This window comes from Corynebacterium capitovis DSM 44611 (assembly GCF_030440535.1).
In the GTDB taxonomy this organism is placed as follows: Bacteria; Actinomycetota; Actinomycetes; order Mycobacteriales; family Mycobacteriaceae; genus Corynebacterium; species Corynebacterium capitovis.
In genome coordinates, this window is the sequence record NZ_CP047117.1 from 1,864,410 (window position 1) to 1,889,139 (window position 24,730).

The window sequence follows — 24,730 nt, forward strand, 5'->3', positions numbered from 1 at the left end:
TCGGGCGAGTTCGCTACTCGCCCTTCTGGGTTCCTGTTTGAGCATCCGGGGCCTGCGGGTCGCGAGGGTGAGCCTCTTCCGCCGCGCCCTCCGTCGGGTTCGCTTCCGCGTCCCCGGCCTCGAGTTCTCTGCCGGCACCGCTTTGCATGCTGGCCCGAATTTCCGCCAGACGGTTAGACGCGGCGACATCGGTGCCCGTGGCTTCGATTTCTGCGATCCGCCCCGTCATGGAATCTTGCGCTAGTTCCTGGGCGCCGAGGGCGTTGGCGTAGCGACGTTCGATCTTTTCACGCACGCCTTCGAGCGTAGGCACGGAATCATCGGCGTTGTACTGATTCACGGAGTCCATCGACTTGGCTGTCTGCTCCTGCATCTTGGCCTGGTCAATTTGGCTCTCCAGCTTGGACACCTCGTTGAGCTGCTCCTGCAGCTTGGCTTCCGACTGCTTTTGCTGGCGCTGAGCTTCGTCGGCGGCCTGCTCCGCAGCGGCATAAGCTGTCTTCGTCTGCTCGAGCTCCTGCTCAACGGAGACGAGCTGGCTTGCGATGACCTCAGCGGTGTTGTTGTGCTGCTGGGCCTTCTCCGTTTCCCCCGCCGCCGAGGCATTGTCCGCGGCCTGAAGCGCCGTACGCGCCTTGTTCTGCAAATCCTGCTGGGAGCCGACGAGACGGTCGAGCTTCATCTGCAGCTGGTTGCGGTTGCCGATGATGTTGGCCGCGTGTTGAGAAATCTCCTGGTGTCTCTTCTTCGCCTCCGCGATTGCCTGCTGGACCTGCACCTTGGGGTCCGCATTCTCGTCGATCTTGGAATCGAACGACTGCATCAGGTACTTCCAGCCCTTGGAGAGGGGATTGGCCATGAGGGAATATCCTTTCATCCGGCGTGAACCATTCCGAGCTTAGCCAAAAAAGGCGCTCACCTCGCGGTGAGCGCCTCATCCCAGCAGCCGGTGGCGGCTTGACGTCGACGTGGATTAGTTCTCAGCGTCGAGCTGGCGGTTTTGCTCCTCCACCTGGCGGCGAACGTCGTCCATATCCAGCGCCTTGACCTGGTTGACAAGGTCATCAAACGCCGCTGGGGGAAGGGCCCCGGCATTGCGGTAAACCATGATTCCGTCGCGGAAGGCCATGAGCGTCGGGATGGCCTGGATCTCGAGAGCAGCAGCGAGTTGCTGGTTAGCCTCTGTATCCAGCTTTGCGAAAGTCACGTCTGCGTGTGTTTCCGAGGCCTTCTCGTAGGTTGGTGCAAACGCCTTGCAGGGGCCGCACCATTCGGCCCAAGCATCTACGAAGACGATTCCATCGGCCGTAACGGTCGACTCGAAAGACTCCTCGGTCACATTGATGGTGCTCACGTTGCTTTCCTCTCTTGGCCCGTGGTGGGCGCTGCGTAATACTGCTGTCGTACTGTCGTATGTCGTTCCGCTCGTATTCAACACTAACAATATGGCTCTCATTCCAGGCCCCCATTGCGCCAGCTCAAACTCCGGCCGACGGTGCTAGCGTGAAGGCAGACCTGCGGGAATGCACCGCGCCGACCACACTGAAGAAAGCGAGGCCACCATGGCGACACGCCGTTTTCGCGTTGAAGGAATGACCTGTGAGCACTGTGAGGCGAGTGTTCAAGAAGAAATTTCCGCAATCGACGGAGTGACCGCGGTGACCGCCAACCACAAAACAGGTGAAGTGGAGGTCACTGGCGAGGGGTTCTCGGCGGAAGAAGTATCCAAAGCTGTCAATGAGGCTGGTTACACGCTCAGCTAGCTCTCCTCGGGCGGTTTGGGCCCGAGCGAGGCACCTAACCGATACGATTCCTCCATGCCCCAGTCCCAGCAAGCCACCCGTTTTCCACCCGGAACGTTGTCGCGTTCTGCCCGCCTCGACTCCCTCCCCGTCACCGCCCGCCACCGCCGACTTCTGGTCGGCTCGGGGATCGGGTGGGCGCTCGACGCAATGGACATCGGTCTCATCTCGTTTGTCATCGCCGCCCTCGCGGTTCACTGGGATCTAGACACGGCGACGTCGTCGTGGATCGCCTCCGTGGGTTTCATCGGAATGACGGTGGGCGCAGCCCTGGGTGGCCTACTGGCGGACAAAATGGGCCGCAAGCAGGTGTTCACGCTGACCCTGCTGGTTTACGGGCTTGCCACCGGCGCGTCGGCGTTGTCGGAATCCGTGGCCGTACTTCTGCTCTTCCGATTCATCGTCGGGCTCGGGTTGGGAGGTGAGCTGCCCGTCGCATCGACCCTGGTCAGTGAGTTCTCCCCGCGGTTGGTGCGGGGTCGGATGGTCGTCCTGCTGGAAGCCTTCTGGGCTGTTGGATGGATTTTCGCCGCGCTTATCGGGACCTTCGTCGTCTCCAGCGGTGCGCAGGGTTGGCGGTGGGGGCTTGTCATCGGCGCCGTCCCCGCTCTTTACGCCATGTACGTTCGACGCAGCCTGCCAGAATCGGTTCGCTTCCTCGAGCGCGCAGGCAGAGAGGAGGAAGCGGAAGCGATCGTCCGAGACTTCGAGAGGGCCGCGGAGATTGTCCCCGGAGGCACCCGCACCAGGGCGCCAGAACCGGTCGCCGACGCCGAAGAGAGACCCGTGGGAGGAATCTGGGGTCGGACGTTGAGGCGCCGCACCGCGGCGTTCTGGGTCGTGTGGATCTGCGTCTCTCTGGCCTACTACGGAGCCTTCATCTGGATCCCTTCGCTCCTCGTCGCGCAAGGGTTCAGTCTGGTGACGTCGTTTACATTCACCCTGGTTATCACGCTCGCCCAGCTTCCGGGCTACGCGGCGGCCGCCTGGCTTATCGAAGTGTGGGGGCGGCGGAGTACCCTAGCTGTTTTCCTCGCTGGGTCCGCGATATCGGCCGTCGCCTACGGCGCTGCCGACTCGCCCTGGCAGATAATCGCGGCCGGCTGCTTCCTGTCGTTCTTCAACCTCGGTGCTTGGGGCGCTCTCTACGCCATCGGCCCCGAGCTCTACCCCACCGAAGTTCGCGCGACCGGTACGGGTGCCGGGGCCGCCTTTGGTCGCATCGGGTCCATAATCGCCCCCCTCATCGTCCCGCCGCTGCTCGCCTTCGGGGGCACCACCGCGGTATTTGCGGTGTTTGGAGCGGCTTTCGCGATCGCATGCGCCGCGGCTTTTGCACTGCCGGAGAAGCGGGGGGCGTCGCTAAGCTAGAAGCCCCTAGCCGTGCGCCATGTTCACGAAACGCGAGTAGTGCAACTGGTGCGCGACTTGGATCGTGTCAATCGGGCCGCCGCGGTGTTTCGCGACGATGATGTCAGCCTCGCCGGCGCGCTCGTCGTCGCGGTCTTGCGAGTCGGGTCGGTAGAGCAAGAACACCATATCGGCGTCCTGCTCCAGCGAGCCCGACTCGCGCAGGTCCGCGAGCTGTGGTTTCTTGTCCGTTCGAGACTCGGGCCCGCGGTTGAGCTGCGAGATGGCCACGACGGGCACCTCGAGCTCCTTGGCCAGCAATTTGAGCTGGCGGGAGAACTCAGACACTTCCTGCTGGCGGGATTCGACTCGTCGCCCGGAGCTCATGAGCTGCAGGTAGTCAAGAACCACCAAGTCTAAGCCGTGCGCCTGTTTGAGGCGGCGGGCTTTCGAACGGATCTCCATCATGGTGAGGTTGGGGGAGTCATCGATGAACAGCGGGGCGTCCTGAATCTCCGTCAAGCGGGTGGTCAGTTTCTCCCAGTCACTCTCGATCATCTGACCGGAGCGCATCGCGGATAACTTGATTTCCGTCTCTGCTGACAACAAGCGCATGATGATCTCAGAGGCGCTCATCTCGAGGGAGAAGATTACCGACGTCTTTCGGTGCGTGATCGAACACGAGCGAATGAAGTCGAGCGCAAGCGTTGACTTACCCACGCCTGGTCGCGCAGCAACGATGATCATCTGGCCCGAGTGCAGACCATTGGTCAGCCGATCCAAGTCGATAAAACCGGTGGGGACTCCCTGCTCTAGTCCTCCGCCCTGCTCAATGGTGGTCAGCTCGTCGATAGTTGGTTTAAGCAGGTCCGAGAGGACCTTGTAATCCTCTCCCGACTGGTTGCGGGCGATCGCGAACACTTCCTGCTGCGCGCGGTCGACGAGCTGCTCGATCTCCATGCCTTCCTCGCCGTCGTAACCGAGCTGAACCACCCGGGTCCCAGCGCTAACCAGCTGGCGCAGGAGAGACTTCTCCTCGACGATCTCGGCGTAGTACTTCGCGTTGGCAGCGGTGGGCACTTCAGAGATGAGGGTGTGAAGGTACGGTGCCCCGCCGACGCGCTCCAGTTCGTTTTGCCGGTCCAGCTTGGCCGCGACGATGAGGACATCCACGTCACTTCCCGTAGCGAAGAGATCGAGCACCGCGCGGTAGATCAGCTGATGGGACGGGAAGTAAAAATCCTCGGGGTGGAGGGTCTCGATGACCTCGATGACGGTGTCGGGGCTAAGCAACATCGCGCCGAGCACCCCGCGCTCCGCGCGCTCGTCGTGGGGCGGCTGGCGGTATTCAGTCGGGACGGAGCCGCGCCCGCGGTTGCCGCCGCCCTGCCGGGTCGACCCCCCGGCGCTGTAGGTCTCTCCGCCCTCCGGGGGTTCCGGGGGCGGAGGGTACACCCCGTAATCGTCAAAGCTCGCGACATTATCGCCGGCCATCGCTTCCTCCCCTCACTGAAAATCGCTGCCCCACAATGTACCGCGCGGGATACCGGCGGGTTCCTTGAGACGTCGTAAAGCGGGCATAAAGAAGCGTGGGCCCTGCTCCTCACAAGCAGGACCCACGCTAAAGCTGTTGTCGTTGAATCTAGCTAGCTAGATTGCCGCGGGGCTTTAGGCGCCCACGACCTCGAAGTTCACCTTGCCATCCACGGAGTCGTGGAGGCCGACCTTGACCTGGTATCCCCCGGTCTTCGTGACAAGGCCCTTGGGCACGTTGACACGACGCTTGTCCAGGGAGGGGCCGCCCGCAGCCTTGACTGCGTCGACGATGTCGGCGGCCTTGACAGAGCCGAAGAGCTTGCCGTTGTTCGCGACGCGAACCTTGACTTTGACGCCGGTCAGCTGGTCGAGCTGATCACGCAGCGCCTTAGCGTGCTCCAGGTCGCGGACCTGGCGCTCGGCCTGCGCCCGCTTGATGTCGTTAATCTGCTTCTCTGCACCACGGGTGGCGGGGATTGCCAGCCCACGCGGGAGGAGAAGGTTGCGTCCGTAGCCGTCCTTGACCTCGACAATGTCGCCGGGCTCGCCAAGGTTATCAACGGCAGCGGTGAGGATCAGTTTCATGAATCCTTACCTTCCTTGAGTTGAATTGTGCTGTCTTGGTGAATCGTTTAGAACGGGGGCTCGTCATCCATGCCACCGAAGCCACCGGCGGGAGGCGCAGAATTCCACGGGTCGTTCTGAGGCTGCCCGCCCTGCTGGGACTGGGATCGCCCACCGAAACCGCCCTGGTTTCCACCCGGGTTTCCGCCCTGGCCTTGGCCAGAGTTGGCGCCTCGGTTTCCGCCCTGGTTTCCGTATCCACCCTGGCCGCCCTCACGCGGCGTGCGGCTCACGGAAGCCGTGGCATACTTCAGCGAGGGGCCGATCTCATCGACATCGACCTCGAAAACCGTGCGGTTTTCACCTTCGCGAGTTTGGAAGGAACGCTGCTTCAACCGACCCTGAACAATGACGCGAGCTCCCTTGGACAGGGACTCCGCGACGTTCTCGGCCGCCTGACGCCAAACGTTGCACGTAAGAAACAGAGCCTCGCCGTCTTCCCACTGGTTCGTCTCACGGTTGAACGTGCGGGGGGTCGACGCCACGCGGAAGTTGGCAACCGCTGCCCCACTTGGGGTGAAGCGCAGCTCCGGATCCGCAACAAGGTTGCCGACAACGGTGATCGGGGTATCGCCCTGGGCCATGTTTTTTCGCCTTCCTGCTTAAGCTCGCTGGTCCTCGGTAACTGTGGAACCGGTGGAACCGAGCCTATCCGCTCTTACTTATCGGTGCGCAGAACCTTGGTGCGCAGGATGGTGTCGTTGAGGTTGAGAACGCGGTCGAGCTCGTTGACGGTCTCGGACGTGCAGTCGAGATCGACGACGGCGTAGATGCCCTCTTCCTTTTTGTTGATCGGGTAGGCAAGACGGCGCTTGCCCCACACGTCAACCTTCTCAACGGTGCCGTTGTCCTTGCGGACGATCTCCAGGAACTTGTCCAGGGACGGGGCAACGGTGCGTTCATCCTGCTGCGGGTCGAGGATGATCATTACTTCATAGTGACGCACGGACCTCATCACCTCCTATGGTCTTGGGTATACGTTTCGGCCACCGCGGGTTGCGGTGGCAGGAGGGTCGTTGCGTCAAGCAACCCCGCAAGCCTACAACACGCAGGTGGTGGGGCCAAATGCTTGTCGACGCCAGCCCCCGTCACGGTTGCTACGAACCGGTGGGGTGCGGCGCCGCGACGAAGACAGCGAGGAACACCGGAATCACCGTGATGAAGACAAACGCGCCGATACCAAAGGCCGCGCCCGCGAGGTAGTTCCCTTTCCGCGCCACCGCGAGAAATGCCGCCCCGATGAGCACAAAGCCCACGACGATCGACCCAATCCCAACGAGCGTTGCGGCCGTCATCGCCACTGCCCCACTAGGGGGTCTTGCCCGGAATGCGCCTCTCGTACTTTGTCTCGGCGCCTGCCCAGGATCTGCAGCACCACGAGAACCATCATCGCTACGATGAGCCCGTCGCGAGCCAGCACGATGACGTTCACAGCCTCCCCGGGCAAGCCCTTGTTGTTCGTGCCCAGAAGGTGCCACATCAGGATGGGCCAGACCATCATGTCTACCGTCATCCACGAAAGCAGCAACCGCCAGCGTGGCAGAGCCAACACCGCGGGGACCACCAGCCACAGTGAGTACTGCGGGCTCCACACCTTATTAAAGAGGAGGAAGAACGCGACGATGAGGAACAACAACTCGGCCACGCGCGGGGTACGCGGAGCTTTAACCCCCAGCACCAGGGTGAATAAGCAGCCAGCTGCGAACAAAACAAGTGTGACAAAGTTGAGAATTTCCGGGGTCCCCTGCCCGTCGAAACCGGCCCACCCCGTCATCCGACTGAAAACGGCATAAATGGTGGTCCACTCCCACGAGCGCGTGGTGTTGAGACGGTTAAACTCGCCCCACGCCGCGGGATTGCGCAGCCACACAGGAAGGTTGACCGCCGCCCACGCCACTGCCGCGGACGCCGCCATGAGCAGGAAGGGGCGCCATTGCCTCCGCCGGATGGCCAGGGTGAGGTACGCACCGAGCGCGAATAACGGCCATAGCTTGAAGGCCGTCCCTAACCCGATGAGGGCCCCGGCGAGAACAAAGCGTCGGTTCCGAGCCGCGAGAAGCGCCGCGACGAGAAAGAAAACGGAGGGAATGTCCCAGTTGGTGAAGGCGTGCATAAGCACAAGGGGGCTCCCAGCGACGAGGAGTGTGTCCCAGATCCGGTTGCCAGCCAGTTCCGCAACCATGCGCACTGTCGCGACCCAGATCACCGCCATGATGAAGGCTGTGAGGTAGAAGTACCACCCCACCTCGGGGAGCACGTCGCGCGCCACCCCGTACGTTTGCCGCGCCAGGGCGGCGACGACGTTTTGGAACATTCCCGCCAACACGGGGTACTCCATGTAGCGGGTCACCCCGTTTTCAACCCAGGAGTAGTCGTACACGAATCCGGCGTGGTCGAGTCCGCGTCCGCTGTAGAGCGGCACGATGTCGTTGTAGCAAAACGACGTGTACTGGCGGTTCCCGGACCAATCCAGCTGCAGAACCCCGTTACCGTCGGGCTTTCCCTGCGCGCAGTTCGACTTAAACAGCACACCAAAGGCGAGGAACGTCCATGCCACAGCAAGAATCGTGCGCAGCGGAGTCCAGAAGCGCGCCCGTCCGAGGCGGGAAAACCGCCCCATCGGCCCGCCGAGGAACTCGACCCACCCGGCAGCGACTGGCTCTGTCAAAGCGGGCTGAACCCGAGACGTAGACATCGGGCCTACCCTTGCGGCGAGAGGAGGCCGCCGATGGCGTCGAGCGCGTCTTGGACGCCGGGCGGCGTGGCCGCGGGCGCCGCGGGCGCTTCGGGCGTCGCGGCGTCCGGAACCGGCTGGGTCGCTGCGCTAGGCTGCGATGCCTGCGCATTCCCCGTCGCGGTGCGCGACCCCGTGCCAGTTCCAGTTCCCCCCGTCCCAGTGCCTGTTCCAGTACCCGTCCCAGTGCCTGTTCCAGTACCCGTCCCAGTGCCCGTCCCGTAACTGTAACCGGAGCTGTAACCGGAGCTGTAACCGGAGCTGTAAGACCCACCTAGGCCAACGCCTCCGGAGTAGGGATCGACACCCCAGGACACCGGAACGGCCGTGGGGAAGTCGAGAAAGTCTTGCCCGGAAAGGGTCTCATCGAGAACGTCTTTCCAGATGCGCGCAGGGGTATTCGAGCCGTACATGTTGGCGCCATACTCGTTGAAGATGGCACTTGTGTTGTCTGCGGTGCCAACCCACACGGCCACGGCGAGCTGCGGGGTTGATCCCACCATCCAAGCGTCCTTGTTATTGCCCGTGTCACCCAGCTGGGACGTTCCGGTCTTGGCTGCGGCGGGACGCCCGCCGGCGAGGGTGGCGTTAGAGTAACCCACCACGGTTTGCATCGCCTGGAGGACGTTGTCGGCCACTTGCGGCGCCACACGGCGCTCTTGGTAGCTCGGGTCGTTTTGGTACAGCACCTCGCCACTGGCGTCAACGACCCGTTCGACGAAGTGCGTCGGCTTGTATACACCACGGTTGGTCAGCGTCGCCATCGCAGTGGCCATGTCCAGCACCCGAGACTGGTACTGACCCAGCACAATTCCCTCGTAGGGCTGTCCGCCGTTTTCAGTGAGCGTCTCGGGCACCCCGGGGATCGACCGGGCAATCCCGAGCGCGTGTGCCATGTCAGCAGTGTCCTGGGTCGTATTGTCCAATTCATCCTGAATACGCATGAACGCGGTGTTGGATGAGGTCCGGACGGCGTCGGTCATTGTCAGCCTGCCGCTTCCACCGCCGTCCCAGTTGGTGACGGTGATATTTCCCGGGAGGGTGACTGGCGAAGAATCAAACGTGGCGCTAAGCGGGATGCCCTGCTGCAGCGCGGCGGCCAGAGCAAAAATCTTGAATGTCGAGCCAGTCTGCAGGCCCGCGTTTGCATAATCCCAACCGCTCGCCTCGTCGCCCCCGTAGTAAGCACGCACCGCGCCCGACCCAGGTTCGACGGCCACCACGGCAGAACGCGCGTCGTCTTGCAAGCTGGCCAGCCGCTCCCTGGAAGAATCCTCGACGTTTTGCTGCGTTCGGGCGTCGATAGTCGTCGTGATTTGCAGGCCGCGGTTGGTCAGGTCGTCCTCGGTGATGCCGATGGTCTGCAGCTCTGTCATGACCTGGTTCTTGATCAGCCCGTTCGGTCCGGTGGCCTCGGTGTAGGCGGAATACGTCTGGGGGTCACGCGTCTGCGGGTATACCAACCCCTGCCGCTCCTGGGCGGTCAGCTCGCCCATGTCCACCAACCCGTCCATAACGTAATTCCACCGCGCGCTGGCACCATCCGGGTTCGTCCACGGGTCGAGCTGGCTGGGCAGCTGGATCGACGCCGCAAGCACACCGCCTTCTTCCACCGTCAGGTCTTTGGCGCCTTTGCCGAAGTATGCGTGAGCCGCAGCCTCGACCCCGTACGCGTTGCGGCCGAAGTACACCGTGTTGAGGTAGGCGTTGAGAATTTCATCTTTCGTCCACGAGTTGGTCATCTTTATGGAGTAGACGAGTTCCTTTGCTTTGCGCTGATAGGAGTGCTCGTTGCCGACAAGCGCGTTCTTAACGTACTGCTGCGTGATCGTCGACCCACCGCCGGCCGAGGAGTTACCCGTGAGCTGACCCACGACTGCACGGCCGAACCCGGTGAAGGAGAAACCGGAGTTCGTCCAAAAATCGCGATCCTCGGCGGCGAGCACGGCGCTTTGGACGTCAGCGGGAACCTCGCTGAGCGGGATTTGCACCCGGTTTCCCTCCGCGGGCACGACCCGGGCCAATTCCGTCGTCCCGTCATTGAAGTACATGCTGGAAACCTGGGCCGCCTGAATGTCTCCCGGCTGGGGCACGTCGGCGCGCGCGTATTCCCACCCGAACCACACCAGCGGTATGAGAATCAGGAGCGCAACCCCAAGCAACGCAGCGAGCAGCCACTGCGCTGCGCGCGAGTCTCGGCTGACGCGAAAGCGGCGGGCAGTAGACCCCTGAGAAGTCGCAGGCTTGTGTGCCTTTCCACCCGTGTTGTCCTGTGCACCGCTTTTTGTTTTTGTCACGAGATTTCCCTGCGTTAGCGCTGAATATTGCCGAGATTACTTAGCAGCAACCCTACTTCTTCTGTCGCGGAATCACATTACTGGTGTTGCTGTGACTTCTTTGAGGAGGTGGTTCCACGAACAGTGAGGGCATACCTCGACGAAGTGGACTGAAATGGGCCCGAACTCGGCCACCAGCTGCTCGATTTCGTCGTCTTGCCGCGCGGTGCCGGCGCGTCGCCCCAGCCTGTCCCCGTACACCCACTTCACGACGCGTAGCTCTTTCCCGCAGATTGGGCACGGGCGCGGCGAGGGCTCCCCGTGGAAACGCGCGGCCGCTTTGAGCAGGAAATCTGCATCACACAACTCGTCCAGAGGAAGGAGCCCTTCGCGAAATTCCCGTAGTGTGGCGCGCCTGCGCCACTCGTGCGAGACTTCTTGGCTGTAGGCGAACACCCGAGCCATCCTAATGCTTCTCCCCAGTGAATCCCCAGCTACCGGTGGTAGCATTTAGTTTCTCTTTGGTAAACGTAAGGGTAGAACATGACTGAACCGAACGACTCCGCTAGCTCGCGGCAGGCGCCCAATCCGCACGAAATCGCGCGCCGTATTCGCCCTGCCATGACCAGCTTGTACGTGACATACTTCCGCATCGCGGAGCAGTCCGACCTCACCGGCCCGCAGTTATCCATCATGACCCGTCTCCAGGATGATGGGGCGCACCGCATCAGCAAAATTGCGGAGGCCGAGGGCGTTCGCATGCCGACGGCGTCGAACACCGTTAACCAGTTGGAAAAGCGAGGCCTTGTCCGGCGCGTACGCGACGAAACGGACCGCCGCGGCGTAAGCGTCGAACTAACCGATAAGGGCCGCGCGGAGCTCAAGCGCGTCGGGGACGAACGAACTGACTACCTCGCCGACATGATCAGCGCTCTGCCGGAGGAGGAGCTGTCCAAAATAGCTCACCTGACCGATTCGATCAACCTTCTCGCGGAGCTCTACGTGAACAACAGCCATTCGGAGCGGGGGCAGTAAAGCGTCATAATGGAGGGGTACTTGTGTAGTCGATCCCCTTCCCCTGAATGACCTTAAATTCCACGCTTCCCATTGCGGTGCTGTCTGAAAGCCGCCCCCTCCGGCTCCACATCGGGTGGGATCGAAAGCACGCGGAGCCTTTCAAGCTCGCGGCGTGGCTCGGACGGTCCGTCCCCGTGAGCGTCAGCGTGTCAGCTGTTGCAAAACCAACGTTGGCCAAACGACTACCCGGCGAGAGACGTTCGACGTGGCTCTCGGCGGCGGGGGATGAGTTAGCCAGCGAAGTGAGCCAGCTTGTCGACGGCCTCCTCGCACCACATCAGCGACACACCACGTTCACCCATCTCGTCGAAGCCCAGCGCGCTACCGCTGGGCTCGTTGATACGGTGACCGGCCTCGGCGCGGACATGATCATTCTCGGCCCAGGGACCGGTTCGACCAAGCTTGGGGAAACGAGCCCGAAGGATCTTCCTGCCCGCCTAGCTGCATCCGTCGCGGTAGAGACCATTTTGTCCGAGACCCTCACCCCGCTCGCGTTCGTGCCGCGGGGAGTGGAGTTATCCACGGCGGGAATCACCCGTCTGAACTGCGTCTTTGCCTCGTCCGGAAGACCACATTTCTCACCGATGGTGCCGCGCGCCGCAGCTCTGGCGGGCAGAATAGGCGTGCCCCTACGCCTCATAGCGATCAACCCCCGCGCAGCCCTCAAACCAAATCTACAAGCCCCGGCGCATGAACGCGCGGCCGACGATTGGTACGAATGCTCCCTTGCCAGCCTCGACCTCGCCCGGGACTTAGCCGTTAGTGCAGCCGGGGGGACACCCGGTGGGGAGGGTTTCGAAGTAGAGGTCGGGCTGGCCAGCGGGAAAGGGTGGCGCAAGGCCGTCGACTCCATCCCCTGGTGCGGGGGCGATCTCGTGTTCACCGCCGCCGGGAGGGAGCCAACCCGCCGTCGTGGCGTCTTCGACCCCCGCGTGCGGGAGCTTGTCCGCCACTCGCGGGCTCCCGTGATCGTCTGTCCGCTAGTGTAGGCGCGCTCCACGGAGGGGTTAAGCTGGGGATCATGCACGACCACCCGGAAAATGATCTGCATTCCGCGGCGGATTACTCCAATCGCGCCCGCCCTGAGCCCGTGGATTTCGACGAGCTCGCGGATCAGCCTGACCCGGCCGAAATTGCTCGGGTGAACTCGAGGTCCACCAAGCAGGCGGTGGTGTACGCGATTGCAACCGTCCTTATTACTGTCCTCGTCGGGCTCGTAACGGCGGGTGCGGCACGAGTGGTGGGCGGCCCACTTTGCGACGCCGACGCGGCCACCTGGCTCTGCACGCAGCGGGCGCGGACAATTTGGGCGCTCATCAACTCCGTCCCGCCAGTGGTCATGCTTCTCGGGTGCGCCGTCATCATGGTGCGCAAACTCAACCGCTACGAGCGGTGGATGCCGTGGATGGGGGTGTTTTGGCTTCCTATCGTCCCGTTTACCATGTGGTGGCTCACTGTGACGATTGGGATCTTGGCGGCAGATAGCGTCTAGGCCACCCGCGGTGAGCACTGCTCGCAAAGAGGATTGGATTCTCTGCACTCGGGGCAGCTGAGGTATTGCTCCCGGCACTCGGGCTCTCGCGTGCAGTTATAGAACTGGTTTGTGGCGGTCCCGCAGTGAACGCAGTGGCCAAGCTGGACGTAGTGCGGGTCGTCTGCTGGGCCAAACTCCGTGTGCATCCGATCGTCGAAGACGTAGAGCGAGCCCTCCCACAGCCCGGAGTTGCCGAACTTCTCCCCGTAGCGAACAATGCCGCCGTCCAACTGGTAGACCTCTTTGAAACCGCGGTTCTTCATCAGGCTCGACAGCACCTCGCAGCGGATCCCACCGGTGCAGTAGGAGACGACGGGCTTGTCCTTCATCCAGTCATACTTGCCACTGTCCAGCTCCGCGATGAAGTCGTGGGTGGTCTCCACGTCGGGTACGACGGCGTTTTTAAAGCGGCCAATCTCGGCCTCCCTGGCGTTGCGCCCGTCGAAGAAGACGACGTCGGGGTTGGCGTCGACAAGCTCGTTGACCTGCTCTGGGGAGAGGCGGGTACCGCCACCGACGACGCCGTGCTCGTCGACCTCGAGCTCGCCCGGAGCGCCGAAGGAGACGATCTCCTCGCGCGCCTTGACGCTCAGCTTCGGGAAATCGTCCTTGCCCCCTTCCGACCACTTGAAGTCAATCCCGCGGAAATACTCACGCGTCTTCCGGGCGTAGGCCTTGCAGGCGTCAATGTCACCGCCGACGGTGCCATTGATGCCGTGCGGGGAGACGAGGATCCTGCCGTTCAGCCCCAGGCCCTCGCAGAGGTCGCGCTGCCAGAGGCGCACCGCCTCCGGATCTGCGATGGGCTGGAACTTGTAGTAGAGGAGGATCTTTCCGGTCATGCCCGTTGATTCTACGAGCCCCCGCCGTGGGATCACTTTTCCCTGGTCAGGGAAGCTAAAACTACTTCTTGTGGTAGAGCGCCTTCTTCCAGTACCGGGCCTCCGAAGTCACGAGCACGCCGAGACTGCGGAAGATGCCCTCATCCACCGACCCGAGGATCGTGGTCGTGTGGGCGTCGCATCCCCGCAGGCTGTTAAGTTCCTGCAGCGCGCGAGCCGCGGAGGGATTGGTAGCCGCGGAAGCGGACAACGCGATGAGCACTTCGTCGGTGTGCAGGCGCGGGTTCTGGGAACCGAGGTACTTCGTCTTCAGCGACTGGATCGGTTCGATCGACTCGGGTGAGAGGAGATGGACATCAGCGGGAATACCGGCCAAGAGCTTGAGAGCATTGAGTAGCACGGCCGCGGCGGGTCCGAGCAGGTCCGACGTCTTCCCCGTCACGATGCGACCATCCGGTAACTCAAGCGCGGCGCCCGGTTGGCCGGTCGCCTCGGCGACCTCGAGCGCCGGGCGCACAACGACGCGCTCCTCCACGCTGCACTCCGCTTTCCGCATCACGTTGGAGATGCGGTCGGAGAAGGTGGAATCGCGGTCGGACCGGCGCTCGTCGACAAGTTCCTTGTAATACCTGCGGATGATTTCCTGGCGCGCAGCGTGGCGACAGGCGGCGTCGTCGGAGATGCAGTAGCCGGCCATGTTGACGCCCATGTCGGTCGGTGACTGGTAGGGTTCCTCCCCCGTCACCTCTTTGAGCAAGGACTTCAACAGGGGGAAGACCTCAATGTCGCGGTTGTAGCTGGAGACCTTTTCGCCGTAGGCCTCGAGGTGGTACTGGTCGATGACGTTGATGTCGTCGAGGTCCGCAGTGGCCGCTTCGTAGGCCAAGTTGACGGGGTGGCTCAGCGGCAGGTTCCAGATGGGGAAGGTCTCGAACTTGGCATAGCCGGCCTTAATGCCACGCTTGTGCTCGTGGTAGATCTGGCTCAGGCAGGTAGCGAGCTTGCCGGAACCGGGCCCCGGCGCGGTCATCACGATGAGGTCGCGCGTCGTCTCGGCGTACTCGTTGCGGCCGAACCCTTCGTCAGAGACGATCAGGGAGGTGTTGTTGGGGTAACCCGGGATGACGCGGTGGCGCGAGACTTTCAGGCCGAGCCGGTTCAAGCGCTGAATGAACGCTTCAACCTGCGGCGTTCCGTCTTCAACCTGAGTGACGACCACGTTTTCGACGTGGAAGCCGAGATCGCGGAAGGCGTCGACAAGACGTAGCACGTCGTCTTCGTAGGTGATGCCAAGGTCGGCACGGACTTTCTGCCGGAGGATGTCTCCTGCGTTGACGCAGACCATGATCTCGACTTCATCTTTGATTCGCTCGAGCATCGCGATCTTGTTGTCCGGGGTGAAACCTGGCAGAACGCGGGAGGCATGGTGATCGTCGAAAAGCTTGCCCCCCATCTCTAGATAGAGCTTTCCACCGATCTCGTCGCGTCGGGCGCTGATGTGCTCCGACTGCATCTCGATGTACTTCTCACGGTCGAATCCAATGGTGTAGGGCACAGCCTTTTCCTTTCGCGTGGCAACTTCAAGATTCTAGCGCGCACGTGTGAGGCCGGCCCTACTCCATGGCCGTCCGGGCAGTTCACATGGTGTTTTTACAAGCCGTGCGCCGCCTTAAATTCGCGCCGGCGCGCGTGAAGGATCGGCTCGGTGTATCCGGACGGGGACTCCGTGCCCTTAAGAATCAGGTCCTTCGCCGCCTGGAAACCGATCGACGCGTCGTAGTTCGGCGCCATGGGGAGGTAGGTGTCATCCCCCGCGTTCTGCTCATCGACGACCTTCGCCATGCGCTCGAGGGAGTCCAACACCTGCTCGCTGGAAACAACGCCATGGGTGATCCAGTTTGCCAGGAGCTGGGAAGAAATGCGCAGGGTGGCCCGGTCCTCCATGAGGTCGACGTTGTGGATGTCCGGCACCTTGGAGCACCCCACGCCCTGCTCAACCCAGCGGATCACGTAGCCCAAGATGGACTGGCAGTTGTTGTCCACCTCTTCCTGCTTTTCCGCGTCCGACCAGCGGTCACCGTCGGCGACGGGGACGGTGACCAAGTCCGTGAAGCTCTCGCGGCGTCCGGCCGCGCGCAACTCCTCCTGGACCGCGGGGACATCCACCTGGTGGTAATGCGTCGCGTGCAAAGTCGCACCCGTCGGGGACGGGACCCACGCGGTGTTGGCGCCTTCGCGGGGTTGGCCAATCTTCTTCTCCAGCATGGCGGCCATGTGTTCCGTTTCCGCCCACATGCCCTTGCCAATCTGAGCGCGACCGGGCAGCCCGTGTTCGATGCCGGCGTCGACGTTGTTGTTTTCGTAGGCCTGCTTCCACGGGGCGGTCTGCAGATCGGCCTTGCGCACGAAGGGACCAGCCTGCATGGAAGTGTGGATTTCGTCACCGGTGCGGTCCAGGAAGCCAGTGTTAATGAACACCAGGCGGTCTGCGGCGGCGGCGATGCATGCATCGAGGTTGACTGAGGTACGACGCTCTTCGTCCATCACCCCAACCTTGACGGTGTGGCGGGGCAACCCGAAGATGTCCTCCACGCGATCGAAGATTTCGTTTGTGAAAGCGACCTCGTCCGGCCCGTGCTGTTTGGGTTTGACGATGTACATCGAGCCGGTGCGGGAGTTGCGGTGCGGGTTGTCCTCGCGCAGGCCCGGGATGGCCGAGGCGACGGTGATTAAAGCGTCGAGCAGGCCCTCGGGGACTTCCTCGCCGTCGACGAGGATTGCCGGGGTGGTCATTAAGTGGCCAACGTTGCGGCACAGCATCATTGCACGGCCGTGTAGCGCAACAGTCCCGCCGTTCTTCGAGGTGTACTCCAGGTCATCGGCCTGGGTCCGCTCGAAGGTCTTCTCCCCCTTTGAGACGGTCTCGGAGATGTCACCCCTGTTCAGGCCGAACCACGTGGCGTAGGCAGCGGCTTTGTCGGCACCGTCGACCGCCGCGGAGGAATCTTCGAAGTCCATAATCGCGGTGACCGCAGATTCCAGGAGAACGTCCTTGACGTGCGCTTTGTCGGTCGTGCCCACTGGGTGCTCAGCGTCGATCTGGATAATGATGTGCAACCCGTTGTGGCGCAGGACGATGCCCTGAGGCGCGTCTTCGCTGCCTTGGTACCCCACGTACACCTCGGGGTCTTCGAGAGTGTATTCCTGCTCGCCCACGGTCGCCTTCAACTCACCGCCGCTCACGGCATACTTTTCGACGTCCGCGTGGCTGACCCCCGCAAGCGGGACAGCCTTATCCAGGAAGACACGGGACCAGGCGATGACCTTGTCTCCGCGAACCGGGTTGTACCCCTTGCCGGGCTCTGCGCCGCCCTCCTCCGAAATGGAGTCGGTCCCGTACAGGGCGTCGTAAAGCGAACCGTAGCGGGCGTTCGCCGCGTTGATGGCGAAGCGAGCGTTCGTGATGGGCACGACGAGCTGGGGTCCTGCCACCACGGCGAACTCATCGTCGACGTTCTCAGTGCGGATCTGCACGTCCCGGGGCTGCTCCACCAGGTAACCGATCTCGCGCAGGAACTGCGCGTGCGCTTCTGGGTCCGGGCGGCCCGGGTTGGCACGGTAGTACTCGTCGAGTGTGGCTTGGAGCTCGTCGCGACGGGCGAGGAGCTGCCGGTTCTTCGGTGTGAGGTCGGCGAAGTAGCGCGCAGCCCCCTCCCAGAAGTCCTCCGCGTCCGCCCCGATCTCGGGCAAGAGGGTCTCGGTGACGAAGTCATACAGGGGCCGGGCCACCTGCAGACCCGCCACCTCGACGCGCTCGGCGTGGTCCTCGAACGTGGGTGTAGTCATAAAGACGCCGTCCTTTCATGGGTTTCTCCCCGGAAGCGACCGGAGTTGTTAGGTGGGCTCTATTGCACGAGGTTAGTGACGTTGGTCACCGCTGTAAACGATTTCACCAACCGCGCCCGCCCACTACCCCCGCCCTGCGCGGATACGGCGTTGTCCCCTGCCCGAATCGCCTACCCCTTCCCTCCCCCGCTTCGACACTTCCACGTAGCGCAGCGTCGGCCGTGAGCTGGGCTGGTGTTGCAAGCACGCCCATCACCAGCGGTAAGTGCCGGAAGGAGGATTAACAAACTTTGCAAAATACCCGCCTCCCCCCGCGCGAAAACTAACAATTGGGGAGGTGTTGACGTACTCAGAGGTGGCAAGGATACTGTTGCCTAACGCCAAGTGAACGTGGCGCACTTCACACCTTCGGGCAAGGGTGCACACGGGCACAGCAATTTTTCGAAAGGGGCACGTTCACATATGACCACCAACACCGGCAAAGCTCGCACCGCCGCAGAAATCCAAAAGGACTGGGACGAGAACCCGCGCTGGGCGGGCATCCGCCGCGACTACACCGCCGAGCAGGTTGAGAAGCTGCAGGGCACCGTTGTCGAGGAGCACACCCTGGCAAAGCGCGGCGCCGAGATCCTCTGGGAGGGCGTCTCCAAGGGCGACGGCAGCTACATCCACGCTCTCGGCGCGCTGACCGGCAACCAGGCTGTTCAGCAGGTGCGCGGTGGCCTCAAGGCCGTGTACCTCTCCGGCTGGCAGGTTGCCGGCGACGCCAACCTCGCTGGCCACACCTACCCGGACCAGTCCCTCTATCCCGCGAACTCGGTGCCGAACGTTGTCCGACGCATCAACAACGCCCTGCTGCGCGCCGACGAAATCGCCCGCGTCGAGGGTGACACCTCCGTCGACAACTGGGTCGTCCCGATCGTCGCCGACGGTGAGGCCGGCTTCGGTGGCGCCCTCAACGTCTACGAGCTGCAAAAGGCCATGATCGCCGCCGGCGCCGCCGGCACCCACTGGGAGGACCAGCTGGCCTCCGAGAAGAAGTGCGGTCACCTGGGTGGCAAGGTCCTCGTCCCGACGCAGCAGCACATCCGCACGCTGACCTCGGCCCGTCTGGCCGCTGACGTTGCCAACACCCCGACCGTCGTCATCGCCCGCACCGATGCCGAGGCCGCAACCCTCATCACCTCCGACGTCGATGAGCGCGACCGCCAGTTCCTCACCGGTGAGAAGTCCGCCGAGGGTTACTACTACGTCAAGAACGGCATCGAGCCGTGCATCGCCCGTGCGAAGTCCTACGCTCCGTACGCCGATTTGATCTGGATGGAGACCGGCACCCCGGACCTCGAGCTGGCTAAGAAGTTCGCCGAGGGCGTCAAGTCCGAGTTCCCGGACCAGCTGCTGTCCTACAACTGCTCCCCGTCCTTCAACTGGTCGAAGCACCTCTCCCCGGAGGAGATTGCGAAGTTCCAGAAGGAGCTCGGCGCGATGGGCTTCTCCTTCCAGTTCATCACCCTGGCTGGCTTCCACTCCCTCAACTACGGCATGTTCGACCTGGCCCACGGTTACGCACGCGAGGGTATGACCGCCTTCGTCGACCTGCAGAACCGCGAGTTCCAGGCCGCCGAGGAGCGCGGCTTCACCGCCGTCAAGCACCAGCGCGAGGTCGGCGCCGGTTACTTCGACACCATCGCCACGACGGTTGACCCCAACACCTCCACCGCGGCCCTGAAGGGCTCGACCGAGGAGTCCCAGTTCTAAGCACCGCCGGGACGACACGTGAGAGAGGGGAAGCCTGCCCGCGGGTTTCCCCTCTTCTCGTCTTCTCAACCCACCCAGCCCCTCATTACCCGAGAGGAGTAATTGCATGCCCTCCTGCATAGCCACCGCCGACATCGCCGATCTCTACGGCGACCAAGAGCAACTGTCCAGCTGCGACACCCAGTTCTTTAACTACGGTGGCAAGACGTCCTTCTGTGGCGAGATCGTCACCATCACGTGCTTCCAGGACAACGGCCTGGTGAAGAAGACCCTGAACTCCCCCGGCAACGGTCGCGTCCTCGTCGTCGATGGCCACGGCAGCGTTCACACCGCGCTGATGGGCGACATGATCGCCCAGGCGGGTGTGGACAACGGTTGGGCCGGGGTCGTAATCAACGGAGCAATCCGCGATTCCGCCGCTGTCGCTGAGATGCCCTTCGGGTGCAAGGCGCTGGGCACGAACCCCCGCAAGTCCGCGAAGAATGGCGCGGGCGACCTCAACACGCGCGTCACCATCGGCGGCGTGGAATTTCACCCTGGCCATTTCCTTTACGCAGACGCGGACGGCATCGTGGTGACCCCGGAGCCCATCGACACTCACTAGGCGCTCGACGGTAAGTGGCATGCCAGAAGGCCATGCCCCCATTCACCGCCTCTCTCGCCATTTGAACCAGCATTATCGGGCCGCTCCCCTGCAGGTCACCTCGCCGCAGGGGCGCTTCGACGCCAGCCGTCGTTCACATCCACCTTCGCCTCATCGGTTCGCTCGCTTCGAGCCCGTCGGGGACGTGTGGGGGCAGATCCGCTTGGGATGGAACCTCTTTCGGTGTCCTGTCTGCCAGCCCGAATAGGTGCGTAGCATGGGCCGCATGAAGGGGTACGCATACACGGTCGACGCAATCCGCGCCGCGGAGCAGCCGCTGCTGGACGCTCAGGAATTTCCGGACCAGCTGATGCAGGCCGCCGCCCACGAAGTCTTCCGGGTCGCGCAGTCCATGCTGGGAGGAGCGCAGTCCGAGGTCCTGCTGCTCGTCGGCGCGGGCGGAAACGGCGGCGACGCGCTCTACGCCGGAGCCGAGCTCCTCAGCGCTGGCCACCGCGTGGAGGCGTGGCTCGTCTTCGGCACAGCTCACTCCCCCGCACTTGATTCGTTCGTCGCTGCGGGTGGCGTGGTCCTGGAGTCCCAACCCGCCCGCGTCGAAGGCTACCAGCTCGCCGTCGACGGCATCGTGGGCATCGGTGGGCGCGGTAGCCTGCCTGCGGAGCTCAAGGACGTGTGTCGCGCGCTGCGGGGGCTTCCCGTACTCGCGGTTGACGTTCCAAGCGGGGTCAATGCGGATACGGGCGAGCGCGGTGACGTTCACATCACCGCCGATGCGACCATCACGTTCGGCGGGTGGCGGCTCGCCCACGCCCTGTCCTCCGAATGCGGGACCCAGCTGCTTGCCGACATCCACGTTGGCGGGGATTCCCTATCCGCGAGGTTATCTGGCGCACAGTCGGCTCAGGTCGCCCGGGCCTCGGGGCCCCGCCTGAGCTGGCCCGACAGCATCACGTACCTCGGTGAGGAACTCGCGGCCCTGCCCAGCCTGGAACCCGGCGCGCAGGACGACAAGTACTCCGGTGGCGTGGTGGGGATCCGGGCAGGTAGCGAGACCTACCCCGGCGCGGCCATTCTTTGCACGGCGGGCGCGGTCGCAGCCACACCCGCGATGGTGCGCTACACCGGCCCCCAGGCCCTCGAGGTTGTCCGGGCGCACCCGGAAGTCGTCGCCGCCGCCACCTTGCCGCGCACCGGCCGCGTCCAGGCGTGGGTTTTCGGCCCCGGGGCCGGCACCGATGACGCCGCCGCGGACGAGCTCGCATGGCTTGTGCAGCGCGCGGAGCCTTTACTTATCGACGCCGACGGGCTGTCCCTCATTACCCAACGCTCAAATCTCCGTAATGCCCTCGCAGCACGAACTCACGTCACGGTGTTAACTCCCCACGACGGGGAGTTCACCCGGCTACGTGAGGCGAGTGGCGTGGCGCAGGCGGATCGTCTTTCCGAGACGCTTTCGCTCGCCCAGATGCTTGGGGTGTTTGTGGTTCGCAAAGGGCGAGCGTCGATAGTGGGTGCGCCCAAAGACGGGCCGAGCTCCATTGTCGACGCGGGAAATTCCTGGGCGGCGACTCCCGGTTCCGGCGATGTCTTAGCAGGAATCATCGGCGCACTCATGGCACGGCGCTCGGCCAAAGGCCCTGCTCTCGGGGTCGAAGACCTCGTCCAGGCTGTCTGTGTTCACGCCCGAGCTGCGAAGCTGGCTGCAACTACGGAGTACGGTGAGGCGCCGACGTCGGCAAGCGAGATTGCCGCCCACGTCCGCCCGGCCACGGCCCAATTGACGCGGGGTCTAGATTGGCACGGTGCCTGATTCCCGCCAGAAGTTCCCCGTAGTTGCTCTGGCCGCGATGAGCTTCGCGGCCTTCGTGTATGTCACCTTTGAGATGTTTTCCGTCGGCCTCATCTCCCCCATGGCCGCCGATCTCGGCGTCACCGAGGGTCGCATTGGTCTGCTCATGACGGTGTACGCGGGAATTGTGGCGGCCGTGACCATCCCGCTTATGGAGTGGACGAAGTACCTCGACCGCAAACCGTTATTCCTGGCTACTCTGCTGTTTCTCCTGCTCGGCGTCGCCCTTCAGGCGACCGCCCCCAACTACTGGTGGCTTGCTGCTGGACGCGTCACTGCCGCCCTGACCCACGGCGTGTTCTGGTCGATGGTCAACCCCATGGCGGCCCGGATCTCTCCGCCCGGCCACACGGGCAAGGCCGTCGCTGCGGTGTCGCTGGGGTCCACCGTCGCGCTGGTGCTTGGCTCCCCGCTCAGCACGTTCGTCGGGGGGTTCGCCGGATGGCGGGTGGCGACGTGGATGCTCGGAGGACTCGTCGTTGCCTCTCTCGCCGTCGCCGTGTGGGTGCTTCCTCCGCTTCCGGCGTCCGAAGCGGTGCGCGCCACCAGACACAGCGACGCCCGGTCCCCGCTGCCTTCCCTGGTCATCTTCTTGGCCCTGGCCGTCACCGCCGGGTTCTGCGCCTATACCTACCTGGGGCTGACAATTGAAACCACCTCAGGGCACGCCCTCGTCGCCCCCGGATTATCCCTGTACGGACTCCTCGGTTTCGCGGGGGTCGCGCTGGCGGGGCGCTTCGCGGACTCGCGCCTGTTGAGGATCAACGTCGTTCCCGCGCTGCTCCTCGTTATCGCCGCTGCGCTGGGCCTCATCGCGCTCGGTGCAGAGGGGACGGTGGCGGTCGCCCTGACCGGGGCATACGTCATCGTCCTCGGCGTCGGGCTTGGTGCGCTGCCGACGGCCGCGACCACGCTGTTCCTCTTCGCGGGACGCAATGCCCCCGACCGCGCCTCCGCCCTTTACGTTGTCACTTTCCAGGTGGGCATCGCCGCGGGCTCCGCAGTGGGAGCTGTGTTTGTCGATGCCGGACTGCTACCAGGGACCCTCGCCGCCACCGCGGCGTTGTCGGCGGCTGCGGCGGCCGTTCTCACGTGGTGGTCGCGGCCGATTTTGCGGTAGCCCGTCGGGGCCCCGGGCCTCGCTATTCGACGCCAAGCCACCGGTGGCCGGAAAACCCCAGCACCCGATGCGCTGGGGTCGAATAGCGACCGGGCTTAACCCCGCTACACCGCCGCCAACGCGGAGACGCGACCGTCCCGCACCTCGACGACCTCGTCGGTGCCAGAGATCAGCCCGCGGTCGTGGGTCACAAACGCCGCTGCGATGCCGCGCTCGGTGACCAGGGTGCGCAGCAGCGCCACGATTTCGTGACTGCGCTCGGAGTCGAGGGCGGCGGTGGGTTCGTCGGCAAGAATGAGCGAAGGGTCACCCATGAGCGCGCGGGCGATACCCACACGCTGACGCTGGCCGCCGGAGAGCTGCTGCATCCTGCGGTCGCCGAGCCCGCCAAGGCCGACGGTCTCGAGCAGCTCGTCGGCGCGCTCACGGCGGGGTTTCATACCGCGAATATGGTCAGTGACTAGCAGCTGGTCGCGCACGTTGAGCGAGCCGATGAGGTTGGCCTGCTGGAAGATCATGCCGATCTTGTTCAGGCGGACCCTGTCGCTGACCGGGGTGCCGTCGACGAGCACCTCGCCGGAGTCCGGGGTGAGTAGCCCGGCCGCCGCGGAGAGGAGGGTCGACTTGCCGGAGCCGGATTCGCCCACCACGAAGGTGATGTGGCCCGCACCCGCCTGGAAAGAGATGTTGTCTAGCGCGGTGAGGCGCTCGTGACCGTCCTGGAAGGTAACGGTGACGTTGTTCATGGTGAGCATTTAGGCGATACCTCCGAGTGCGAGTTGCGGTTCGATCTTGGTGATGGAGCGGGTGGCCAGCCAGGCGCCTGCCATGCCGAGGGCCCAGAGGGCCAGCGGCGGTCCGACGATGGAGAGCGCGCCCAGGCTGAAAGGGGCAACCTTCGCCGCGGCAAGACCGAGGCCGAGGGCGACCAGCGCACCGCCGATCACACCGACGGCGAGGATCAGCCCGGCCTGGCCGAGGGCATCCCTGCGCAGGTAGGAGTTGGAGGCGCCGATAGCCTTGAGGATGGCCAGGTCGCGGGTCCTCTGGATGGTCCACACGGTGAGGAAGGCGACGGTGACCAGCGCGGCGATGGCGTAGAGGAAGCCCTGGATCATCTTCAGCGAGCCCTGTTCGGAGCCGTAGGCCGGCAACGCGGTGAAGGACTGGGCCAGTGTCATGCCCGAATCATCGGTGTTGAGCAGCACCGCGCCGTCGGCGTCGGTGTGCATCGCCTGCTGCCACGTCGCGGTGGGGACCCAGATGACGGGGGAGTGAGAGTAGTAGAGGTCGTCGGCAAGCGAGCCCACGCTAATCGACGCCCCACCGACCGTCACCTCCTCACCTTCGGCGAGCCCGAGGCCGCGCGAGGCGATGGCGGCGTTGCCGAGCGTCTGTCCGTCGGGTAGCACGGTGCCCTCGGGCAGGCCCAGGACGGCGACGGACTCGTCGGAGCCGTCGGCCTTCTGCATGAGCGTCTGCCCGGTGCCGAGGGCGGTGGCGCCGGCGGTGGCCTCGATACGCGAGGTGGTGTACGACGGCTCGTCCATGTTTTGGAAGGTCACGGAGGCGGGGTTGAGTGCTTCGAGTGCGGATGTGTTTTGCTTGCCAAGGCCGGCGGTCAGGCCCGTCAGCATGACGACGAGCAGCGTGATGAGCCCGACGACGCCGACAATGAGGCTGAAGCGCCCCTTGGCGGACTTGATTTCCCTGATTCCTACGAACATGCCTCAATTGTGGGCCTGAGCAGGGGTTTGATACATCGGGCGGGAGGTTGA

The 24,730-nt window shown here is 63.7% G+C and carries 24 protein-coding genes; 9 read left to right on the top strand and 15 right to left on the bottom strand.

The window, feature by feature from the left end; translation table 11 throughout:
• Nucleotides 1-13: 13 nt before the first annotated feature.
• Both CAPI_RS09070 and trxA read right to left on the bottom strand, forming a co-directional pair.
• Nucleotides 14-859: a PspA/IM30 family protein gene (locus CAPI_RS09070; RefSeq protein WP_018017119.1), complete on the bottom strand. Its 846-nt coding sequence runs from the start codon at nucleotides 857-859 to the stop codon at nucleotides 14-16.
• 114 nt (nucleotides 860-973) lie between these two features.
• Nucleotides 974-1,354, bottom strand: a complete 381-nt coding sequence (gene trxA / locus CAPI_RS09075) for a thioredoxin (protein WP_018017120.1) — start codon at nucleotides 1,352-1,354, stop codon at nucleotides 974-976.
• Between the two features lie 169 nt (nucleotides 1,355-1,523).
• Here trxA and CAPI_RS09080 point away from each other — a divergent pair, with 169 nt between their 5' ends.
• Both CAPI_RS09080 and CAPI_RS09085 read left to right on the top strand, forming a co-directional pair.
• Nucleotides 1,524-1,763: a heavy-metal-associated domain-containing protein gene (locus CAPI_RS09080; RefSeq protein WP_018017121.1), complete on the top strand. Its 240-nt coding sequence runs from the start codon at nucleotides 1,524-1,526 to the stop codon at nucleotides 1,761-1,763.
• A gap of 54 nt (nucleotides 1,764-1,817) precedes the next feature.
• Nucleotides 1,818-3,173 carry an MFS transporter gene (locus CAPI_RS09085; RefSeq protein WP_018017122.1) on the top strand — a complete coding sequence of 452 codons (1,356 nt, stop codon included), beginning with the start codon at nucleotides 1,818-1,820 and terminating at the stop codon, nucleotides 3,171-3,173.
• 6 nt (nucleotides 3,174-3,179) lie between these two features.
• Here CAPI_RS09085 and dnaB read toward each other — a convergent pair whose 3' ends face one another.
• From dnaB to CAPI_RS09125, 8 genes are all read right to left on the bottom strand, one after another.
• Complete coding sequence (gene dnaB / locus CAPI_RS09090) at nucleotides 3,180-4,646, bottom strand: replicative DNA helicase (protein ID WP_018017123.1); 1,467 nt, start codon at nucleotides 4,644-4,646, stop codon at nucleotides 3,180-3,182.
• A 174-nt stretch (nucleotides 4,647-4,820) separates the two neighbouring features.
• Nucleotides 4,821-5,273, bottom strand: a complete 453-nt coding sequence (gene rplI / locus CAPI_RS09095) for a 50S ribosomal protein L9 (RefSeq protein ID WP_018017124.1) — start codon at nucleotides 5,271-5,273, stop codon at nucleotides 4,821-4,823.
• 47 nt (nucleotides 5,274-5,320) lie between these two features.
• A complete protein-coding gene (locus tag CAPI_RS09100; protein ID WP_018017125.1) occupies nucleotides 5,321-5,896 on the bottom strand; it encodes a single-stranded DNA-binding protein in 576 nt (191 codons plus the stop codon).
• Between the two features lie 74 nt (nucleotides 5,897-5,970).
• A complete protein-coding gene (rpsF, locus tag CAPI_RS09105) occupies nucleotides 5,971-6,267 on the bottom strand; it encodes a 30S ribosomal protein S6 (RefSeq protein WP_040356658.1) in 297 nt (98 codons plus the stop codon).
• A gap of 142 nt (nucleotides 6,268-6,409) precedes the next feature.
• Nucleotides 6,410-6,607, bottom strand: coding sequence for a hypothetical protein (locus tag CAPI_RS09110; RefSeq protein ID WP_040356659.1), 198 nt, complete (start codon nucleotides 6,605-6,607; stop codon nucleotides 6,410-6,412).
• A complete protein-coding gene (locus CAPI_RS09115; protein ID WP_018017128.1) occupies nucleotides 6,604-8,007 on the bottom strand; it encodes a glycosyltransferase family 87 protein in 1,404 nt (467 codons plus the stop codon). The genes CAPI_RS09110 and CAPI_RS09115 overlap by 4 nt, the downstream gene beginning before the upstream one ends.
• Before the next feature lie 5 nt (nucleotides 8,008-8,012).
• On the bottom strand, nucleotides 8,013-10,343 hold the full coding sequence (locus CAPI_RS09120) for a transglycosylase domain-containing protein (RefSeq protein ID WP_018017129.1): 2,331 nt from the start codon (nucleotides 10,341-10,343) through the stop codon (nucleotides 8,013-8,015).
• Between the two features lie 72 nt (nucleotides 10,344-10,415).
• Nucleotides 10,416-10,787: a DUF5318 family protein gene (locus CAPI_RS09125; protein ID WP_018017130.1), complete on the bottom strand. Its 372-nt coding sequence runs from the start codon at nucleotides 10,785-10,787 to the stop codon at nucleotides 10,416-10,418.
• A gap of 78 nt (nucleotides 10,788-10,865) precedes the next feature.
• Between CAPI_RS09125 and CAPI_RS09130 the strand changes: the two genes are divergently transcribed.
• Genes CAPI_RS09130 through CAPI_RS09140 form a run of 3 tightly spaced genes read left to right on the top strand, consistent with a single transcriptional unit; the run spans nucleotide 10,866 to nucleotide 12,891 of the window.
• Entirely contained in the window at nucleotides 10,866-11,357 is a 492-nt protein-coding gene (locus CAPI_RS09130; protein WP_018017131.1) for a MarR family winged helix-turn-helix transcriptional regulator, read from the top strand.
• Nucleotides 11,358-11,404: 47 nt separating this feature from the next.
• Complete coding sequence (locus tag CAPI_RS09135) at nucleotides 11,405-12,388, top strand: universal stress protein (protein WP_018017132.1); 984 nt, start codon at nucleotides 11,405-11,407, stop codon at nucleotides 12,386-12,388.
• A 32-nt stretch (nucleotides 12,389-12,420) separates the two neighbouring features.
• A complete protein-coding gene (locus CAPI_RS09140) occupies nucleotides 12,421-12,891 on the top strand; it encodes a hypothetical protein (RefSeq protein WP_018017133.1) in 471 nt (156 codons plus the stop codon).
• Here CAPI_RS09140 and trhO read toward each other — a convergent pair.
• The 3 genes from trhO to glcB form a co-directional block, all read right to left on the bottom strand.
• Complete coding sequence (gene trhO, locus CAPI_RS09145) at nucleotides 12,888-13,775, bottom strand: oxygen-dependent tRNA uridine(34) hydroxylase TrhO (RefSeq protein WP_018017134.1); 888 nt, start codon at nucleotides 13,773-13,775, stop codon at nucleotides 12,888-12,890. The genes CAPI_RS09140 and trhO overlap by 4 nt on opposite strands.
• Nucleotides 13,776-13,836: 61 nt before the next feature.
• Entirely contained in the window at nucleotides 13,837-15,288 is a 1,452-nt protein-coding gene (locus CAPI_RS09150; RefSeq protein WP_425393253.1) for a DUF1846 domain-containing protein, read from the bottom strand.
• A gap of 137 nt (nucleotides 15,289-15,425) precedes the next feature.
• Complete coding sequence (gene glcB / locus CAPI_RS09155) at nucleotides 15,426-17,621, bottom strand: malate synthase G (RefSeq protein ID WP_018017136.1); 2,196 nt, start codon at nucleotides 17,619-17,621, stop codon at nucleotides 15,426-15,428.
• Nucleotides 17,622-18,083: 462 nt separating this feature from the next.
• On the opposite strand from glcB, the gene aceA reads away from it, so the two are divergent.
• The 4 genes from aceA (at nucleotide 18,084) to CAPI_RS09180 (ending at nucleotide 22,952) form a co-directional block, all read left to right on the top strand.
• On the top strand, nucleotides 18,084-19,379 hold the full coding sequence (gene aceA, locus CAPI_RS09160; protein WP_018017137.1) for an isocitrate lyase: 1,296 nt from the start codon (nucleotides 18,084-18,086) through the stop codon (nucleotides 19,377-19,379).
• Between the two features lie 106 nt (nucleotides 19,380-19,485).
• A complete protein-coding gene (rraA, locus tag CAPI_RS09165) occupies nucleotides 19,486-19,983 on the top strand; it encodes a ribonuclease E activity regulator RraA (protein ID WP_018017138.1) in 498 nt (165 codons plus the stop codon).
• Nucleotides 19,984-20,248: 265 nt separating this feature from the next.
• Nucleotides 20,249-21,793 carry a bifunctional ADP-dependent NAD(P)H-hydrate dehydratase/NAD(P)H-hydrate epimerase gene (locus tag CAPI_RS09175; RefSeq protein WP_040356689.1) on the top strand — a complete coding sequence of 515 codons (1,545 nt, stop codon included), beginning with the start codon at nucleotides 20,249-20,251 and terminating at the stop codon, nucleotides 21,791-21,793.
• 37 nt (nucleotides 21,794-21,830) lie between these two features.
• Complete coding sequence (locus tag CAPI_RS09180; RefSeq protein ID WP_051059712.1) at nucleotides 21,831-22,952, top strand: MFS transporter; 1,122 nt, start codon at nucleotides 21,831-21,833, stop codon at nucleotides 22,950-22,952.
• Between the two features lie 104 nt (nucleotides 22,953-23,056).
• On the opposite strand, the gene CAPI_RS09185 is transcribed toward CAPI_RS09180, so the two are convergent.
• Together CAPI_RS09185 and CAPI_RS09190 are read right to left on the bottom strand one after the other, a co-directional pair.
• On the bottom strand, nucleotides 23,057-23,707 hold the full coding sequence (locus CAPI_RS09185; protein WP_018017141.1) for an ABC transporter ATP-binding protein: 651 nt from the start codon (nucleotides 23,705-23,707) through the stop codon (nucleotides 23,057-23,059).
• Nucleotides 23,708-24,679 carry an ABC transporter permease gene (locus tag CAPI_RS09190; protein WP_018017142.1) on the bottom strand — a complete coding sequence of 324 codons (972 nt, stop codon included), beginning with the start codon at nucleotides 24,677-24,679 and terminating at the stop codon, nucleotides 23,708-23,710. It abuts the gene before it with no gap.
• Between the last annotated feature and the right edge of the window lie 51 nt (nucleotides 24,680-24,730).

Coding starts and splice junctions, on each gene's coding strand:
- CAPI_RS09070 (WP_018017119.1), bottom strand. CDS start 859: ATGGCCAATCCCCTCTCCAAGGGCTGGAAGTACCTGATGCAGTCGTTC.
- CAPI_RS09080 (WP_018017121.1), top strand. CDS start 1,524: ATGCACCGCGCCGACCACACTGAAGAAAGCGAGGCCACCATGGCGACA.
- CAPI_RS09085 (WP_018017122.1), top strand. CDS start 1,818: ATGCCCCAGTCCCAGCAAGCCACCCGTTTTCCACCCGGAACGTTGTCG.
- dnaB (WP_018017123.1), bottom strand. CDS start 4,646: ATGGCCGGCGATAATGTCGCGAGCTTTGACGATTACGGGGTGTACCCT.
- rplI (WP_018017124.1), bottom strand. CDS start 5,273: ATGAAACTGATCCTCACCGCTGCCGTTGATAACCTTGGCGAGCCCGGC.
- CAPI_RS09100 (WP_018017125.1), bottom strand. CDS start 5,896: ATGGCCCAGGGCGATACCCCGATCACCGTTGTCGGCAACCTTGTTGCG.
- rpsF (WP_040356658.1), bottom strand. CDS start 6,267: ATGAGGTCCGTGCGTCACTATGAAGTAATGATCATCCTCGACCCGCAG.
- CAPI_RS09110 (WP_040356659.1), bottom strand. CDS start 6,607: ATGACGGCCGCAACGCTCGTTGGGATTGGGTCGATCGTCGTGGGCTTT.
- CAPI_RS09115 (WP_018017128.1), bottom strand. CDS start 8,007: ATGTCTACGTCTCGGGTTCAGCCCGCTTTGACAGAGCCAGTCGCTGCC.
- CAPI_RS09125 (WP_018017130.1), bottom strand. CDS start 10,787: ATGGCTCGGGTGTTCGCCTACAGCCAAGAAGTCTCGCACGAGTGGCGC.
- CAPI_RS09130 (WP_018017131.1), top strand. CDS start 10,866: ATGACTGAACCGAACGACTCCGCTAGCTCGCGGCAGGCGCCCAATCCG.
- CAPI_RS09135 (WP_018017132.1), top strand. CDS start 11,405: ATGACCTTAAATTCCACGCTTCCCATTGCGGTGCTGTCTGAAAGCCGC.
- CAPI_RS09140 (WP_018017133.1), top strand. CDS start 12,421: ATGCACGACCACCCGGAAAATGATCTGCATTCCGCGGCGGATTACTCC.
- trhO (WP_018017134.1), bottom strand. CDS start 13,775: ATGACCGGAAAGATCCTCCTCTACTACAAGTTCCAGCCCATCGCAGAT.
- CAPI_RS09150 (WP_425393253.1), bottom strand. CDS start 15,288: ATGCAGTCGGAGCACATCAGCGCCCGACGCGACGAGATCGGTGGAAAG.
- glcB (WP_018017136.1), bottom strand. CDS start 17,621: ATGACTACACCCACGTTCGAGGACCACGCCGAGCGCGTCGAGGTGGCG.
- aceA (WP_018017137.1), top strand. CDS start 18,084: ATGACCACCAACACCGGCAAAGCTCGCACCGCCGCAGAAATCCAAAAG.
- rraA (WP_018017138.1), top strand. CDS start 19,486: ATGCCCTCCTGCATAGCCACCGCCGACATCGCCGATCTCTACGGCGAC.
- CAPI_RS09175 (WP_040356689.1), top strand. CDS start 20,249: ATGAAGGGGTACGCATACACGGTCGACGCAATCCGCGCCGCGGAGCAG.
- CAPI_RS09180 (WP_051059712.1), top strand. CDS start 21,831: ATGAGCTTCGCGGCCTTCGTGTATGTCACCTTTGAGATGTTTTCCGTC.
- CAPI_RS09185 (WP_018017141.1), bottom strand. CDS start 23,707: ATGCTCACCATGAACAACGTCACCGTTACCTTCCAGGACGGTCACGAG.
- CAPI_RS09190 (WP_018017142.1), bottom strand. CDS start 24,679: ATGTTCGTAGGAATCAGGGAAATCAAGTCCGCCAAGGGGCGCTTCAGC.